The 16,613-nt window shown below is 39.5% G+C and carries 17 protein-coding genes; 2 read left to right on the top strand and 15 right to left on the bottom strand.

Annotation, left to right across the window (positions count from 1 at the left end; all coding sequences use genetic code 11):
* Positions 1–5: 5 nt before the first annotated feature.
* Complete coding sequence (locus JI666_RS06120; RefSeq protein WP_206889864.1) at positions 6–1,283, bottom strand: DEAD/DEAH box helicase; 1,278 nt, start codon at positions 1,281–1,283, stop codon at positions 6–8.
* Between the two features lie 193 nt (positions 1,284–1,476).
* Here JI666_RS06120 and vrrA point away from each other — a divergent pair, with 193 nt between their 5' ends.
* On the top strand, positions 1,477–2,091 hold the full coding sequence (vrrA, locus tag JI666_RS06125; protein WP_206889866.1) for a VrrA/YqfQ family protein: 615 nt from the start codon (positions 1,477–1,479) through the stop codon (positions 2,089–2,091).
* A gap of 94 nt (positions 2,092–2,185) precedes the next feature.
* Positions 2,186–3,130 (top strand): 4-hydroxy-3-methylbut-2-enyl diphosphate reductase, encoded by a 945-nt coding sequence (locus JI666_RS06130; protein WP_206889868.1) that lies wholly within the window; start codon positions 2,186–2,188, stop codon positions 3,128–3,130.
* A gap of 42 nt (positions 3,131–3,172) precedes the next feature.
* Here JI666_RS06130 and JI666_RS06135 read toward each other — a convergent pair whose 3' ends face one another.
* The 14 genes from JI666_RS06135 to JI666_RS06200 all read right to left on the bottom strand — a co-directional run bounded on the left by JI666_RS06135 (position 3,173) and on the right by JI666_RS06200 (position 16,610).
* Positions 3,173–4,294 carry a Nif3-like dinuclear metal center hexameric protein gene (locus JI666_RS06135; protein ID WP_206889875.1) on the bottom strand — a complete coding sequence of 374 codons (1,122 nt, stop codon included), beginning with the start codon at positions 4,292–4,294 and terminating at the stop codon, positions 3,173–3,175.
* Positions 4,291–5,001 carry a tRNA (adenine(22)-N(1))-methyltransferase gene (locus tag JI666_RS06140; RefSeq protein WP_206889877.1) on the bottom strand — a complete coding sequence of 237 codons (711 nt, stop codon included), beginning with the start codon at positions 4,999–5,001 and terminating at the stop codon, positions 4,291–4,293. The genes JI666_RS06135 and JI666_RS06140 overlap by 4 nt, the downstream gene beginning before the upstream one ends.
* A 140-nt stretch (positions 5,002–5,141) precedes the next feature.
* Positions 5,142–5,513 (bottom strand): cytochrome c550, encoded by a 372-nt coding sequence (cccA, locus tag JI666_RS06145; protein ID WP_206889879.1) that lies wholly within the window; start codon positions 5,511–5,513, stop codon positions 5,142–5,144.
* Between the two features lie 217 nt (positions 5,514–5,730).
* Positions 5,731–7,383, bottom strand: coding sequence for an AMP-binding protein (locus JI666_RS06150; RefSeq protein ID WP_206889882.1), 1,653 nt, complete (start codon positions 7,381–7,383; stop codon positions 5,731–5,733).
* Between the two features lie 49 nt (positions 7,384–7,432).
* Positions 7,433–8,572, bottom strand: a complete 1,140-nt coding sequence (locus JI666_RS06155; RefSeq protein ID WP_206889883.1) for an acyl-CoA dehydrogenase family protein — start codon at positions 8,570–8,572, stop codon at positions 7,433–7,435.
* 324 nt (positions 8,573–8,896) lie between these two features.
* Entirely contained in the window at positions 8,897–10,012 is a 1,116-nt protein-coding gene (gene rpoD / locus JI666_RS06160; RefSeq protein ID WP_048308854.1) for an RNA polymerase sigma factor RpoD, read from the bottom strand.
* A gap of 47 nt (positions 10,013–10,059) precedes the next feature.
* A complete protein-coding gene (dnaG, locus tag JI666_RS06165; protein ID WP_206889885.1) occupies positions 10,060–11,877 on the bottom strand; it encodes a DNA primase in 1,818 nt (605 codons plus the stop codon).
* A 19-nt stretch (positions 11,878–11,896) separates the two neighbouring features.
* Entirely contained in the window at positions 11,897–12,388 is a 492-nt protein-coding gene (locus tag JI666_RS06170; RefSeq protein WP_206889887.1) for a YaiI/YqxD family protein, read from the bottom strand.
* Positions 12,389–12,644: 256 nt separating this feature from the next.
* Complete coding sequence (locus JI666_RS06175; protein ID WP_206889889.1) at positions 12,645–13,469, bottom strand: pyruvate, water dikinase regulatory protein; 825 nt, start codon at positions 13,467–13,469, stop codon at positions 12,645–12,647.
* A gap of 14 nt (positions 13,470–13,483) precedes the next feature.
* Positions 13,484–14,125 (bottom strand): transcriptional regulator CcpN, encoded by a 642-nt coding sequence (gene ccpN / locus JI666_RS06180; protein WP_414635129.1) that lies wholly within the window; start codon positions 14,123–14,125, stop codon positions 13,484–13,486.
* Positions 14,126–14,280: 155 nt separating this feature from the next.
* Complete coding sequence (recO, locus tag JI666_RS06185; RefSeq protein WP_206889891.1) at positions 14,281–15,030, bottom strand: DNA repair protein RecO; 750 nt, start codon at positions 15,028–15,030, stop codon at positions 14,281–14,283.
* Between the two features lie 42 nt (positions 15,031–15,072).
* The gene (locus JI666_RS06190) at positions 15,073–15,210 is read right to left on the bottom strand and encodes a YqzL family protein (protein ID WP_136947581.1); all 138 of its coding nucleotides are present in this window, start codon (positions 15,208–15,210) and stop codon (positions 15,073–15,075) included.
* Positions 15,211–15,310: 100 nt separating this feature from the next.
* Complete coding sequence (gene era, locus JI666_RS06195; protein WP_206889892.1) at positions 15,311–16,219, bottom strand: GTPase Era; 909 nt, start codon at positions 16,217–16,219, stop codon at positions 15,311–15,313.
* Complete coding sequence (locus JI666_RS06200) at positions 16,212–16,610, bottom strand: cytidine deaminase (protein ID WP_206889893.1); 399 nt, start codon at positions 16,608–16,610, stop codon at positions 16,212–16,214. Before JI666_RS06200 ends, era begins: the two co-directional genes overlap by 8 nt.
* Positions 16,611–16,613 lie beyond the last annotated feature (3 nt).

The following is a 16,613-nucleotide window of genomic DNA, read 5'->3' on the forward strand; positions in this document are numbered from 1 at the left end:
TTGAGTTATTTTCTTCCGCGCTTCTGTTGGATGCGGTCTCGTTCTTGCTGCATTTTTTTCTTATATCCTGGTTTTACTTTCTTTGGCTTTGGAACGAATACTTCAGGTTTAGATGAAGTAGGTTTCTTTCTAGGTGTTACAGGTTTCGCTTCCACCCATTCACCGTTCTTCACTTCTTTGTATTCAATCTGAATCCCTTTTGCAGATAACTTCTGAACAGCTTGCTGGTCTGATGGCTCTGCTAAAGTATAAGCAATTCCATCCTGACCCGCGCGGGCTGTACGCCCTACTCGGTGGATATAGAAATCAAGGTCCTTCGGGAGCTCGAAGTTAATAACATGAGAAACACCTTTGATATCAATACCTCTTGAGGCTAGATCAGTTGCCACAACGTACTGGCACTCTGCATCTTGTATTTTTTTCATAATTTGTTTGCGCTGTCGTGCTTGTACACCACCATGCAAACGTTCAACGTTATGGCCATTTTCAATTAGAAAGTCAGCTACTTCATCAGCTGTTTGTTTTGTGTTTGTAAACACAAGAGCTAGATAAGGATTAATTGCTTTAGTAACGTTTAGAAGTAGCTCTTTCTTCTCACGGTATCGTGCAGGAATAAAAATATTTTCGACCTTGTCAGCCGTCACCTGTTCAGCGTTCACTTCAACAAACTTCGGATTGTCCATATACTTTTTCAAAAATGGTTGTAAACTTTTTGGGATGGTAGCAGAAAAGACTAACATCTGTAAATCTTTTGCCATTCTTGAAGCTATATAATCTACATCCTCGATAAAGCCCATATCTAACATTTGATCCGCTTCATCAACAACTAGCATTGTAGCAGGGAAAACACTCAATGCTTGCTCTTCTACAAGGTCCTTGATCCGACCTGGTGTTCCGATAACAATATGAGGTGTATTTTTCATTCGACTAATCATACGTTTGCGATCCGTACCGCCTACAGCCTTCTTAATCGATATCGCTTCTTCTTCAGGTAAAGTTGTAACTAACTTTAGTGCTTCATTGTAAATTTGGTCCGCTAACTCACGAGTAGGAGCTGTAATGACAGCCTGACATTCATTCTTCTCGTGATCAACTCGATGAATCAGTGGTAGTAAGAAAGCTAGCGTTTTACCTGATCCAGTCTGGGATTGACCAATGGCACTTTCGCCATTTCGAATAGCAGGTACCAATCGTTCCTGTATTTCAGTTGGTCTTGTAAATTTCTGTGCTTCAAGTGCCTCAATTAAAAAATGCTTTAATCCTAATCTATCAAAATGTTTCATTATTATTGCTCCTCCATCCATTAATCCACCTTGTATTATAGACCAATTTGCGCAAAAGCGCCATACGTCAAAAAACACCAATCTATAACTGTCATGCCCAATATTTGTTGTTCTCACACCTTCGATTTTATTCGGCATACCTTATTAGTAACAACATTATAAATTGGTCAAGTTATGAAAAGGAGGGTATCACATGAACCAATTTCCTCCATCCCCTCAAGGTGGTCCGGGACCTGGAATGGGTTTCCCATTCTCAGGAGGCGGATTTTCTGGAGGTGGATTTCCAGGTGGCCCAGGAGTTCCACAACAACCTCAAACCGGAACAGGAGGGCTCCTTTCTAGAATTCTAGGCGGAAGTGGAGCATCACCGCAATCACTTCCTATGCCTCCTGGGTCGTTTCCTGCTCTTCAGCGCGGCGTTATGCCGGGCGTTCCTCAGCAAGCCGGCGGAATGCTATCAAGACTTCTTCCTGGAGCTGGCCAGGGCGGTATGGATATGATGGGAATGATTCAAAACGTACAAAAAGTTATGCAGGCAGCGGACACCATTAAACCAATGGTTCAGCAATATGGACCTATGGTTAAGCAGCTTCCTGAAATGATTGCACTTTTCAAAGAATATCAGAAGTCTTCTGGCTCTAATGACGATGGTGAAAATGATGACTCAGATGATGAACCTGTTAAAGCGAAGAAAAAGACAAACAAGAGTAAGCCATCTAAAAAACCGCCTATAGCTGCTACTAAAAAGAAAAAAGAATCGATTTCTGAAGAAAACGTCAGAAAGTCAAAGCCAAGACTATACGTTTAAACAATTCCCATTCATTGAGTTATCAGGTCATCTCCTTTATAATTGATGTAGATTAGTTATACAACAATCCTTATATGGGTTGAGGAGGTACTCGATGAAAGTTACAAAAATTTCACCTAGAGGTTACTGCTATGGTGTCGTAGACGCTATGGTAATAGCAAGAAATGCTGCTCTTGATAAAACACTACCACGCCCTATTTTTATTTTGGGGATGATTGTTCATAATAAACACGTTACAGATGCCTTCGAAGATGATGGCATTATCACACTTGATGGACCAAACCGTATGGAAATTTTGAAAAATGTTGAATCTGGCACAGTCATTTTCACAGCACATGGTGTTTCACCTCAAGTACGAGAGCTTGCAGAGGAAAAAGGCTTAACAGTTCTTGACGCGACTTGTCCTGACGTTACAGTGACTCATGATTTAATTCGCGAGAAGCAAAAAGAAGGCTATCATGTCATTTATGTTGGCAAAAAGGGCCATCCTGAACCAGAAGGTGCTATGGGAATTGCCCCTGACATTGTTCATCTAGTAGAGAAACCAGAAGAAGTTGATGAGCTTTCGATTGATTCTGAACGAATTATTATTACGAACCAGACGACAATGAGTCAGTGGGACGTTCAAGAAATTATGGAAAGAGCAATGGAACGCTATCCTCACGCTGTTATCCATAATGAAATTTGTAATGCAACTCAAGTTCGTCAAGAAGCTGTTGCAGAGCAAGCCGGAGATACAGACCTTGTACTTGTGGTTGGTGATCCAAAAAGCAACAACTCAAACCGACTTGCACAAGTTTCAATTGAAGTTGCCGGAACACCTGCCTATCGAATTGCTGATGTTTCAGAAATCGAGCTTGAGTGGTTAAAAGGAGTAGAAACAGTTGGTGTAACTGCTGGTGCTTCAACGCCTACACCTATTACCAAAGAGGTCATTCGATTCCTCGATCAATATGATCCTGAAGATACCAATACGTGGACTCGCGAGCGAAATGTTCCAGCTTCCAAAATACTTCCTAAAGTAAAGGTCAAAAAATAACTAAGAAGCCCGCCTCATATGAGGCGGGCTTCTTAGTCTTAATTATCTAAATTGAAAAGGATCCGTTATTTCTTTAGATGCAATAATTTCTGTATCAAAACGCTTATCTTCTACAAACGATTGTAATTTCTTCTGAACACCTTTGATCATAATCTTTTCAATATTATGACCAGCGTCAATAATTTGAAGCCCCTCGATCATAGCATCATGTGCTACATGGTAATAAATATCCCCTGACACGAAAACATCTGCACCACTAAACCGCGCAGCATGGATAAATTTATTTCCATCTCCACCGAGCACTGCTACCTTTTTAACCGTTGATTGAAGATCACCTACAATTCGTACTCCGCTAGCACCTAGCTTCTCTTTAACGAAGCTAGCAAATTCCTCTAGCGTCATATCGCTTTCTAAATGCCCAATCCTACCAAGTCCAAGCTTCTCTGGTTCATTCTCCAATGGATAAATGTCATAAGCCACTTCTTCATATGGATGTGCACTCGTTATCGCTCGTAGTACTTTACTCTGCAAGTCAGCAGGGAAAATACTTTCTATCTTTACTTCTTCTACCGCTTCCAATTTACCAGTTTCTCCGAGATATGGGGTTGTCCCCTCTGTCGGCTTAAACCTCCCAGTCCCTTGCGAACTAAATGTACAGTCACTATATGCACCAATATAGCCAGCTCCAGCGTTTGATAATGCTTCTCTTACTTCTTCCTCATGAGTAGCTGGTACAAAGACCGCTATTTTTTTATACTGGTTTTTGTAAGTTTCTACAAGTACTTTCGTATTTTTTAATGAAAGTGCGTCAGCTAGCATATCATTAACTCCACCAGGCGCAACATCCAAATTCGTATGCGCAGCATAAACTGTGATATTATTTTTGATTAATGCTTCAATCATTTTTCCCTGTTCTGTATCTAAATTTATTTTCTTGAGTGGGCGGTAAAGAATTGGATGATGAGCTATAATCAAATCCACACCCTCTCTAATAGCCTCTTCTACCACATTTGGCAAGACATCAAGAGCAGTCATTACTTTATTTATTTTTTTATTTAAACTTCCAACCTGCAATCCAATTGGATCTCCGTCTTCCGCATATTTCTTTTTTGACCACGACTCAAATTCCTGAATAATTGCCTGGCCTGAAGCTAGTTTCGTCATGAAAGTACCTCCTTGATCAAGTCACGTTCATTTTTCACCTGTGCTTCTTTTTCTGAGATCCCCTCTGCATGTTCTAATGAGAGGAGAATACGTTCACGCTTTATTAACTCATTCTGCCACTTCTTTATAAACGCTTCGTTTTTCTCTTTCAACAGAATAGGTCCCGCAAGTAACTGTTTCTGAAGTTCCTTTCCTTCCAATCCTTGGTAAGGGTTTCTTCCATCACCTGCATCAAATACTAGAATTTCATAAATTTTATGATCTTCCTCTATTATGGTTTCTTCTACAAGCTCCCAATTCAAGTCAGCAAGTCGTTCACGTAGAAGGTGAGCGGCAACGTTTGGCTGAAGAATTAAACGTTGAACACCTTCCAGTTTCTCCAAACCACCGAGGATTATATCGCGAATTAATTGCCCTCCCATTCCTGCAATTGTTATCACATCGACCTCACCAGGAGAAAGAACTTCGAGTCCATCCCCCTTCCGAACAGCGATTTGATTGGCAAATCCGCTTCGTTTCACCTGACTTACTGCTGATTGGTAAGGTCCTTCATTGACTTCACCAGCAACTGCACCAGCGATTCGCTTATGATTCATTAAATAACACGGCAAGTATGCATGATCTGAACCGATATCTGCAACTCTACTTCCTTCAGGAACAAAGCTTGCCACTAGTTTAAGTCTTTCAGATAATAATTTATCGTTCATCTTTTCACCACTACTTATCTAGTTTCTTTAGTTTAGTTTACCCTCTCAGTACCGGACTTAACATAGAAGTATACAGAGAGATTTAGTATGAAATACAAATAGAAAAGCCTTCTGTTCTCACAGAAAGCTTCTTTCTTTTCTTATTTTTTCTCAGAAAGCCACTTAGCTACTGCCTCAGCCTGTTCGCCTTGAATAACTCCAGCAGGCATTCCGCCACCTTTACCATTCTTAATAATCCCGAGAATTTCATCTTTAGAATACTTTCCCCCAACTGCAGTTAGAGCTGGCCCTACTTGGCCTCCTAGGTCGCCACCGTGACAGGAAGCACAGTTCTGAGCATAAATTTCTTTAGGTGCTGCTGCTTCAGCTTGCTCCTGCTTTTCACCATTACCTCCATGGCCTTCAGCGCTTTCCTCCCCACCCTGTTGCAATGCCCAGAAAGAAACACCAATAATGAGAATTAATCCAATAACTGCTGTCCACGCAAATGGGATAAGCGGATTTTTTTTCATTTCTTTTCCTCCTTGTACCGATTCGCTGATGTCGTTTTCCCCAATTATGTAAGAGTAAACAAATCATAACTTATTTTACTTGAAAACGCTATAAATGAAAAGGGGGACCGTGGCAAATCACATATTTGTCATAGTTTTCACTCTGCTTCTATCATAGCAAATTCTAATGATAAAACAAAATGGCATCAGCACATTCACTGATGCCTTCTGTTTATTATCACATGGTTTTTGTCTTACTCTTTGCCCAATCAACTGCAGATTCTCGGAGACGGTACTTTTGAATTTTACCCGATGCAGTCATAGGGTATTCATCCACAAAAAACACATGAGTAGGAACCTTATATCGAGCAATTTTCCCTTCACAATACGAACGAATATCCGCTTCAGAAGCTAACTCATTCTCTTTTAGTTGAATACAAGCTACTACTTTCTCACCGTATTTTTCATCAGGTAATCCAATGACTTGGACATCAAGTACAGCAGGATGGGTGTACAGAAATTCTTCAATTTCACGTGGATAAATATTCTCTCCTCCACGTATGACCATGTCCTTCAAACGTCCTGTTATCTGTACATAGCCCTCCTCATCCATTTTTGCAAGATCACCTGTATGAAGCCATCCGTCTACATCAATTGCTTCGCTTGTCGCATCAGGCATATTATAATAGCCCTTCATGACATGGTATCCCCTGGTACATAATTCGCCAGTAAATCCGGGTTCTGCTTTCTTACCTGTCACAGGATCAATAATTTTCACTTCAACGCCTGGCAGTGCTCTACCCACTGTATTCACTCTATAATCAATCGGATCATTTGTTCTTGTTTGGGTGATAACAGGTGAAGACTCCGTTTGACCATATGCAATTGTAATTTCTGACATATTCATACGATTCATTACCTTTTTCATTACTTCGATTGGACAAGGACTTCCTGCCATTATTCCAGTCCGAAGGGAGCTTAAATCATATGAATCAAAGGCTGGTAAGCTAAGCTCAGAAATAAACATGGTTGGTACACCATGTAATGCTGTACACTGTTCTTTTTCTACTGTTTTAAGCACGAGCTCAGGTTCAAATTCAACGATTGGAAATATGGATGCTCCAGCAGAAAATGCAGCAAGTGTACCAAGTACACATCCGAAACAGTGAAAAAACGGAACTGGTATACACAGACGATCTTTTTCAGTGAGCTCCATACATTGTCCAATTTGAAGTCCATTATTTAAAATATTCGAGTGAGTGAGCATAACGCCTTTCGGAAATCCAGTAGTCCCAGATGTGTACTGCATGTTGATTACATCTTCTGGTTGTAACTCCTTTTTTCGATTAGCTAACTCGTCATCACCAATTGATCGACTTTCATCCATGAACCTATCCCACCCTAAAAAAGAAGGATGTGAATCATTGCCAATGAAAATTGCATCCTTTAAATGTGGAAGCATTTCAATGGCACATTTTCCATTCACTACGTCATCGCCATTTTTTTGAAGCTTTAGAAATGCTTCAGTATAAGAGGTTCCCTTGAATCCACTAATTAAAAACAACCGAGTTGCTTCAGACTGCTTCAGCACATATTCAAGCTCTGTTGTCTGATAGTTCGTATTCACGGTAACTAAAACAGCCCCAATTTTAGCTGTTGCAAATTGAAGCAGGAGCCACTCTGGCACATTCGTTGCCCATACTGCAATATGTTCTCCTTTTGCGACACCTAACTGTAACAGCGCTTTTGCTGTCCGATTAACTTCTTCATTAAATTCGTTAAATGTATAACGAACACCCTCTTTTGAATAAACAACAGCTTCTCTTGATCCAAATTGCTTTACTTGCCTTTCAAGCATCGAGCCTATCGTCTCTTGTAGCAGTTCTGACATAGACACCCACCCCTATCTATAATCTTAACTAACCGAGCGCTCGTTCAGTTTAACAGCCAATTTCACGAGCAATTACCATTCGTTGAATCTCAGAAGTACCTTCCCCAATTTCAAGAAGCTTCGCATCTCTGAAATATCTCTCTACATGGTAGTCACGCATATAACCGTTACCGCCATGTATTTGTACCGCCTGATCACAAACCTCCATACAGATCTCTGATGCATACAGTTTGCAAATCGATGCTTCCTTCGTGAATTTTTTGCCCTGATCTTTTAACCAAGCAGCTTTGTATACCATTGTACGTGCTAGTTCAATCTTCATCGCCATATCTGCGAGCTTAAACTGGATCGCTTGAAACCTTGAAATTGCACGGCCGAATTGTTTCCGTTCATTTGCGTATTGTAACGCCTTCTCATAAGCTGCTTGTGCAATTCCAACTCCCATTGCACCTATTCCTATACGTCCTCCGTCAAGTGTAATAAGGAACTGTCTGAAACCGTCCCCTCGCTTACCGAGTAAATTCTCTTCTGGCACTCTTACATCTTCCATAACTAGTTCGGTTGTATTGGAAGAATGAAGTCCTAGCTTTTCATAGTTATCGACTACCCTAAAGCCTGGGGCTGATGTAGGTGCAATAATAGCACTTATCTCTTTATTACCATCTTTGCGATCTGTAATAGCAGTTAAAGCGAGGTGGTCAGCATATGAAGCATTTGTAATGTAGCATTTACTACCGTTGATAATCCACTCTCCGTTATCCATTACAGCTTCTGTTTCCGTTCCACCTGCATCAGATCCAGCGTTAGGCTCAGTTAATCCAAACGCCCCAAGAGATTCACCAGAACAAATTGGAGCAAGATATTTTTGTTTTTGTTCTTCAGTGCCAAATAAATTAAGTGGCGCTCCACCAAGGGAAACATGTGCTGAATATGTAATTCCTGTTGATCCACATGCTCGACTTAACTCTTCTACAACTATTGCGAAGCTGATTGTATCGGCACCGCCACCACCATACTCTTCAGGGAACGGAAGACCCATAATTCCAAGATCGCCTAGTTGCTGAAAGATCTCTTTAGGAAATCGCTTTTCCTTATCTCTTTGTTCAGCTCCAGGTGCAACCTTCTCATCAGCAAATTCTCTAATCATCTTTTGAATCATCTTTTGTTCTTTCGTCAAGTCAAAGTTCATGTACAATAACCTCCTGTTAATTACTACTCCATAATGTGAATGCGCTTACATTTCATTATCTCTTTAAGTAATTACTTTTTCAACATTTTAGAAAATAAAAATAATTAAATATATTATTTTTTTATTAACTCATCTATAAACCCTTTATTTATAAGCATGTGCGCTTTTCAAGGAAAAAGGCGGATTTGCAAAACGAATGAAAAATCAGTAAAATAAATGACAAGAAATGTATTCGCTTACGAATGAACTCGCTAAAGTTTATCACGATTAAAATTCCGCAAAAAAACTCTCCGCCTGCATGTGCAGGCGGAGAGGATATTTAACCTATTCTAGAAAATCTTTAAGTCGCTTGCTACGACTTGGATGACGAAGCTTGCGAAGTGCTTTCGCTTCAATCTGGCGAATACGTTCACGTGTAACACCAAATACACGTCCTACTTCTTCTAGAGTTCTAGTACGTCCATCATCGAGCCCGAAGCGCAGTCTGAGAACATTTTCTTCTCGATCTGTTAATGTATCGAGTACGTCCTCCAACTGTTCCTTAAGAAGCTCATATGCTGCTGCGTCTGAAGGCGCAAGAGCATCCTGGTCTTCAATAAAATCACCAAGGTGAGAGTCATCTTCTTCCCCAATAGGTGTTTCAAGTGAGACAGGTTCTTGAGCGATCTTAAGAATTTCACGCACTTTTTCTGGGGAAAGGTCCATTTCTTTACCAATTTCTTCAGGAGATGGTTCGCGGCCAAGATCTTGAAGAAGTTGACGCTGAACTCGAATTAATTTATTAATTGTTTCGACCATATGAACGGGAATACGTATGGTCCTAGCTTGGTCTGCAATTGCTCGAGTAATTGCCTGACGAATCCACCATGTTGCATACGTACTAAATTTGTACCCTTTGCGATAATCGAATTTTTCAACTGCTTTAATAAGTCCCATATTACCTTCTTGAATTAAATCTAAGAAGAGCATTCCTCGTCCAACGTATCTTTTCGCGATACTAACAACAAGTCGAAGGTTTGCTTCAGCGAGACGACGCTTAGCCTCTTCGTCACCCTCTTCAATACGTTGTGCTAGACTAATCTCTTCCTTTGCAGAAAGAAGGTCTACACGACCAATCTCTTTAAGGTACATACGAACCGGATCATTTATTTTGACACCCGGAGGAACACTTAAGTCGTTCAAATCAAATTCTTCTTCTTTATTAACTTCTTGAGGCGAAGGGTTATCAGAATTATCTTCGATGACTTCAACACCTTGTTCCTCTAAATATTCAAAGAATTCATCCATTTGATCGGAATCCTGTTCAAACGGGGACAACCGTTCTACGATCGTAGAGTAAGTAATTAAGCTTGTTTTCTTTCCAAGCTCTACTAACTGCTCTTTCACTTGATCGATGGTTAATTCACCTTCCGCCGGCTGGCGCGTTGGTTTTTCAGCCATTCGATCCCCTCCTTCCATACATCTCAACAATACAGATAGTCATTTTCTCAAAATGTTTTTTTAAGATTCTTCTTCATTTCGAGAATTTCCATGGCGATCTTAGCTGCCTGGACAAAGTCTTGCTTCATTTCCGCTTCTTTTTTCTCTTTTTCTCTCTCTTCTATCTTTATCCATTCTGGATAATTTAACACCTGTCGAACGTAATCTTGGAGTTCTTTATCCGACACGTCTTCATTTAAATCCATCATGGCCAATTCAGAAGCAATTTTGACAAGGTTAGGATCAGTAAGCTGCTCCATGAATTGGCTAACATCCGCATCATGTCCATTAGCGTAAAAGCTATACAAGTAAGCAGCGATCGCACTATGCTCATCAATATTAAACGAACCGCCAACCTCTTCCTGCACTTTTTCTGCTACATTTAAGTCACGCATCATGTATGCAAGCAGAATTCGTTCTGCATTATGATAGGCAGGCAGGAGTTTTTTCTTCACATAGAAATTTTTCCTAGCATTATTATCCCTTTTTGGAGGAGCATTATCCTTCTTATTCTTCCCCTCCTTATGAAATTGGAATACCTGCTGCTTTAATGCATCAAGTGAAAGCGAGAACTCCTCTGATAACTGTCTAAGATAATGATCTCTTTCAACAGCTTTCGTGAGGCCACTAATTTCTTTAAGTACTTCTTCGATATAGCGGATTCGTTCTCCTTCATCTGATAGGTTTTTTCCTGCTCTGAGAACCTCCATTTTAAAAGCCATGACCGTTGGCGCTGCCCCTATTACATCCTTCTCAAAACGTTCTGCTCCGTATGTTTGGATATAGTCATCGGGATCAAGTCCATCAGGCATTTTAGCAATTCTGACATAGCAACCAGCCTCAATTAATTCATCTGCAGCTCTTATCGCAGCCTGAGTACCAGCTTTATCAGAGTCATAACAAATAACTGCGGTTTCTGTTTGTCTTCTAATAAGTTTAGCTTGATCTTTCGTTAAGGCTGTTCCAAGACTTGCTACAACATTTTGTACCCCATTCCCATAAGCAGTAATCACATCAACATATCCTTCAAGAAGAATTGCTTGATCTTTCATGCGAATTGCTGAACGAGTTAGGTGAAAGCCGTAAAGAAACTTTCCTTTTTGAAAGAGAGCAGTCTCTGGACTATTTAAATACTTCGGTTCGCCGTCTCCGATAATTCTTCCACCAAAAGCAACAGGTCTACCTTTGGGATCCCAAATTGGAAACATAATACGATTTCGAAAACGATCGAAATACTTGCCATCAAACTCTCTTTTCGCTAAAAGACCTGCATCCGCTACTTTAGGAAGAGGATAATTTCTTTTCTGTAAATAGTTCGTTGCGTAATCCCAAGAATCAGGTGCAAAGCCTAGTTGAAATTCTTCTATCATTTCATCTGTAAAGCCTCGATTATTTAAGTATTCACGAGCTCCTTTGCCTTCAGGAGTTTTCACCATACAGTGATTGTATAACTTAGCAAGAAAGTCATGCGCTTTGTATACCACATCGTTTTCCGAAGCTTTTGACCCACTGCTGTCTCGATCTTGAACTTCAGGCAATTCAATTCCTGATTTCTGTCCAAGTGCTTGAACAGCCTCTATAAAGTTATACCCTTCAATTTCCATTAAAAACGAAAAAGCGTTACCGCCTGTGCCGCACCCAAAGCAGTGATAGATTTGTTTATCAGGTGCTACTGAAAAAGAGGGAGTACTTTCGCCATGAAAAGGACAAAGGCCAAAGAAGTTTCTTCCTTGTTTTTTCAGCTTGACATAATCGCTAATCACATCGACAATGTCTGTGGAACGGCGAATCGCTTCAATTTTATCTTCTGGGATTCTGCCACTCATTCATTATCACCAACAGGTTTTATAATTTCGACAAATAAAAATAATCTCCTTCATAATTCGACAATATTTCAATTAATTTTTTTCGAAATTGAACTCGATCATCACCAGTGAATTTACGAGGTCCTTTTGTGTGCTTTCCTGCCCTTCTACTTTTAGAAGCAAGGTAACGAGTATGTAGAAGAGTTGAAATGTTCTCTTCGGTATAACTTTTTCCTCGCGGAGAAAGAACAAATACACCCTTAGGCAGCAGCAGGCTTGCTAACCCATAATCTTGAGTTACTGCAATGTCTCCTTTGCTCGAATGGCGATGAATGTAGAGATCTGCTTCTTCCTTCTCAGAGTCTACCATAACCCACTTCGCTTCTCTGAATGTTGTGCTCATATGAGCATAAGAAGCAACAAAAATAATTTCAACATCTGATAGAGCTTGGTTAAAAGACATGATTTCTTCTTTAACTGGAACAGGACAGGCATCTGCATCGACAAAAAGCGTCAGTTTCTTTTTCGTCATAATTCTCTATTCTACATCTCCCTGAGTTATCCTTCTTTTGAAATTTATGTTTTAACTTTCAGAATTTTAGTTCAGACTATTTAATAAATCTGACTATTCATCTAAAAGCCTTACTTTATGATTATAGACAATTTTTATTGACAATATTTGATTATATACTAAATTTATTAAATTGAACAGATAAAAAGCATAAAAAAACACCATCATCGTATCATTTTTTTCATGTCGATGATGGTTTTTTTTTATAATTATTTTATTAGGAAGAATGTTTGCCTTTATAAAGACTCAAAATTAAATTGGCTGTTTCCTCTACAGCACGATTTGATACATCAATCACCTGACAGTTCATCTTATTAATAATCGTATTAAAATACTCCAATTCGTCGTTTATACGCGTCATATTAGCATAGCTAGCTTCTGCATTAAGTCCAAGTGCTATTAAGCGTTCTTTGCGAATATTATTTAATTTCTCAGGACTAATTTTTAAAGCATAGCATTTCCCTTCTGCTACATTAAATAATTCTTCTGGAGGATCAACTTCCGGTACTATAGGGACATTAGCAACCTTTAATCGTTTGTGCGCTAAATATTGGGATAATGGCGTTTTAGATGTTCGAGAAACACCAACTAATACAATATCAGCGAGAGCAATTCCTCTTGGGTCTCTTCCATCATCATATTTCACAGCGAATTCAATTGCTTCTACTCTTCGAAAATAATCCTCATCGAGCTTATGTACGAGTCCAGGCTCATTACGAGGGGCTTTACCTATAACAGTTTCCATATGATCAATCATTGGACCGATAATATCAACTGCCTGAATATTCTCTCTACCTGCCACCTCAAGAAGAAATTCACGCAGTTCTGGAACAACCAGAGTGAAAGCGACAATTGCCTTTGTCTCTTTCGCAAGCGTCATAACTTCATGAATTGTAGCTGTATCCTCTACATATGGTACTCTACGCACATCAAAATCGGTGGGATCAAACTGGCTCGTAGCTGCTTTTACTACAAGCTCTGCTGTTTCACCAACCGAATCCGATATCACATACACGATTGCTCGATTAGCTGTATTTGTCATAAAAACCTCCTATGCTAAATGATTTCATCCTTTGCAAGTTCCACAAGAGACCTGGTTATATTCGTCTTGGTAATTCGACCGATGACCTCTATTCCATCCTCTACTTCTTTTACAATTGGCAAAGCATCAATTTGTTTTTCAATCAATTGGTTTGCTACTTCAATTAAAAGGTCATCTTTGGAACAAACCGTAATATTAGGCATTCTTGTCATGATAATTGTAACAGGAATACTTTCTAAATTTTGCTTACCTAGCGCAGCCCTTAGAAGGTCTTTCCTTGATAATACTCCTACTAGGTGCGCTCGTTCATTCACCACAAATAATGTCCCTACATCCTCTAGAAACATAGAACAAATCGCATCATAAACGCTTGCATTCTCCTGCACCACTACTGGGATAGACTTATAATCATCTACTTTAATTTTCCTTATTTTTTCAGTTAGAAGCTGCGACCCGGTTTTTCCAGTATAAAAATATCCTACTCTTGGTCTCGCGTCAAGGTAGCCAGCCATTGTTAGAATAGCAAGGTCAGGTCTTAGAGTTGCTCTTGTTAAGCTAAGCTTCTCAGCAATATGCTCACCTGTAATTGGGCCTTCATTTTTGACGATTTGAAGAATTGTTTCCTGTCGATTATTAAGTTGGATATGACTCACCACCTTTTCTTATAATGTTATACTTTATTTTCATTATTATATACGATTATACCATCTTGACGAAAGTACTCAGCCTAATTTTAGAAAACGCTCGTATTCTTCGTTTTGAAATTCGTTGAAATACGAATAAAGAGCCCAGAAAATAGTTCTTGGGCTCTTCATTCAAGATTAAACCGGTCGAGCTGGTCTAAAAATCGTTTTGATTTTAAATATAAACCAGAATATGCTTCAAAATACAAATTAAGAATAAGCCTAATTTCTTTTTTTGTTTCTGTCTTCAATGAGATATTTCCCAACCTACCCAGATCAATATGAGCAAAAAGATGAAGAAGTTCTGATGTACGTTTCGTCATAGGTATGTGATATGGATCAACCGATAGACACCGATGACAAAGCAAACCACCCTCATTGATTGAAAAATGGAATTTGCCTTCATTCAAACCACAATTAGCACAGCGATCTAATTGAGGAGTAATTCCAGCTACACGAAGCATTTTCAATTCAAAGATAAATAGTACAACCTCTGGATCCTTTTCTTCATCTAAGGCATGAAGAACCTGGTATAGCATTTCAAACAAGTACGGATTCGGCTTTCTTTCCTCTGTTAATTTATCAACAAGCTCTGCTGCATACGCTGCATACGACGTAAGAAATAAGTCATTGCGGATGGAACGGAAAGAATCAATAATTTCTCCCTGATTAAGTCCCCCAAGACCTGAAGTATGCTGGAATAGATACTGGCCGTATACAAAAAGCTGAGAAATAGCAGAAAGACGGCTTTTTGGTTTTTTTGCGCCTCTTGCCATGACGCCAACCTTACCCGTCTCTCTAGTATAAAGCGTGATTATTTTATTTGTTTCACCATAGTCCACGGTTCGAATCACAATTCCTTCAACCTTTTTTAACAAGAACTTTCACCAACCGTTTCTTGTCAATATTCCATCAAAAGGTCAAGTGAGGCGAGTTGCTTCTTCCACATCGGCGAGAGAATCACATTCTTCATCGTTCGGTGTTTGCATTTCTTTTAAAAGAAGATAAGTATCGATGTTTCCCGTTTCACAAAATATTTTCCAGGTAAACTCTAACACTTAAGATCCCACCTTTCATTTTGTAAAAAGCTTTCCTCTTACCTCTAGCTTGACCTTACAGTTGATCGTTTATGTGATGGAATATTTAACAAAATTTATCTTAATAGTCATCTTCTCGGTAACCGTAATCCCGTAAAGAAGAAGGTTTATTGCGCCAGTCTTTTACAACCTTCACCCAAATCTCCATAAACACGCGTGAACCAAGAAGTGCTTCAATGTCCTGCCTTGCACGCTTGCCAACTTCCTTCAGCATCTTACCCTGCTTTCCTATGATGATGCCTTTCTGAGAAGATCGTTCTACCACAACTGTCACATGGATATCAATGACATCTGAACCTTCTCGCTTCACCATTTGTTCTGTTACTACAGTTACAGAATGAGGGATCTCTTCTCTTGTTAGATGAAGAACTTTTTCTCGTACAAGTTCCGCTACAATAAAGCGTTCAGGGTGATCTGTTACATGATCGCTTGGATAATATTGAGGGCCTTCTTCTAGATAGTCAACTACCTGTTCAAGCAATGTATTAACATTGTTTCCTTGTAATGCAGAGATAGGTACAATTTCTGCGAATGGGTATTTATCTTTATAGAAATTAATCATAGGAAAGAGTTGTTCAGGATGAACTTGGTCAATTTTATTGATGACAAGGAAAACAGGACTTTCAACATTTTGAAGTCGCTCAATAATATATTGATCGCCTGCGCCGTAGCCTTCTTCTGCATTGATAACAAACAAAATCAGATCTACTTCATTTAAGGAGCTCTGGGCCATTTTAATCATAAAATCGCCTAGCTTGTGTTTTGGCTTATGAATTCCTGGTGTGTCAATGAAAACAACTTGTGCATCATTTGTCGTATAAACGCCTTGTACTTTGTTACGGGTTGTTTGAGCTTTGTCACTCATAATTGCGATCTTTTGTCCAATCACTTCATTTAATAGGGTTGATTTACCAACATTGGGTCTTCCAACAATTGAGACAAACCCCGATTTAAAAACATCTTTACTCATTCAAATCCTCCGGTGAAAATGCGCCAGGTAATAGTTCACTGACGGTTAATTCATGTATTTTTCCATCTAAATTCGTTAAAATCACTTGCATATTAGGGTCACATAGTTCAGAAATCACTTGTCTACATGCACCACATGGCGGGACAGGACGTTTAGTGTCTGCTACAACAGCGATAGCTTTATATGACTTATGTCCTTCTGAGTATGCTTTAAATAACGCTGTACGTTCAGCACAGTTGCACATGCTGTAGGCCGCATTCTCAATGTTACAACCACCAAATACCGTTCCATCTTCAGAAAGTAGAGCTGCGCCGACTTTAAACTTAGAATACGGAACATACGCCATTTCCCTTGCCTTTTTAGCTTCTTCAATCAACATTTGCTTATCCATAAA

The sequence above is a fragment of the Bacillus sp. NTK071 genome (assembly GCF_017303315.1).
Taxonomy (GTDB): domain Bacteria; phylum Bacillota; class Bacilli; order Bacillales; family Guptibacillaceae; genus Guptibacillus.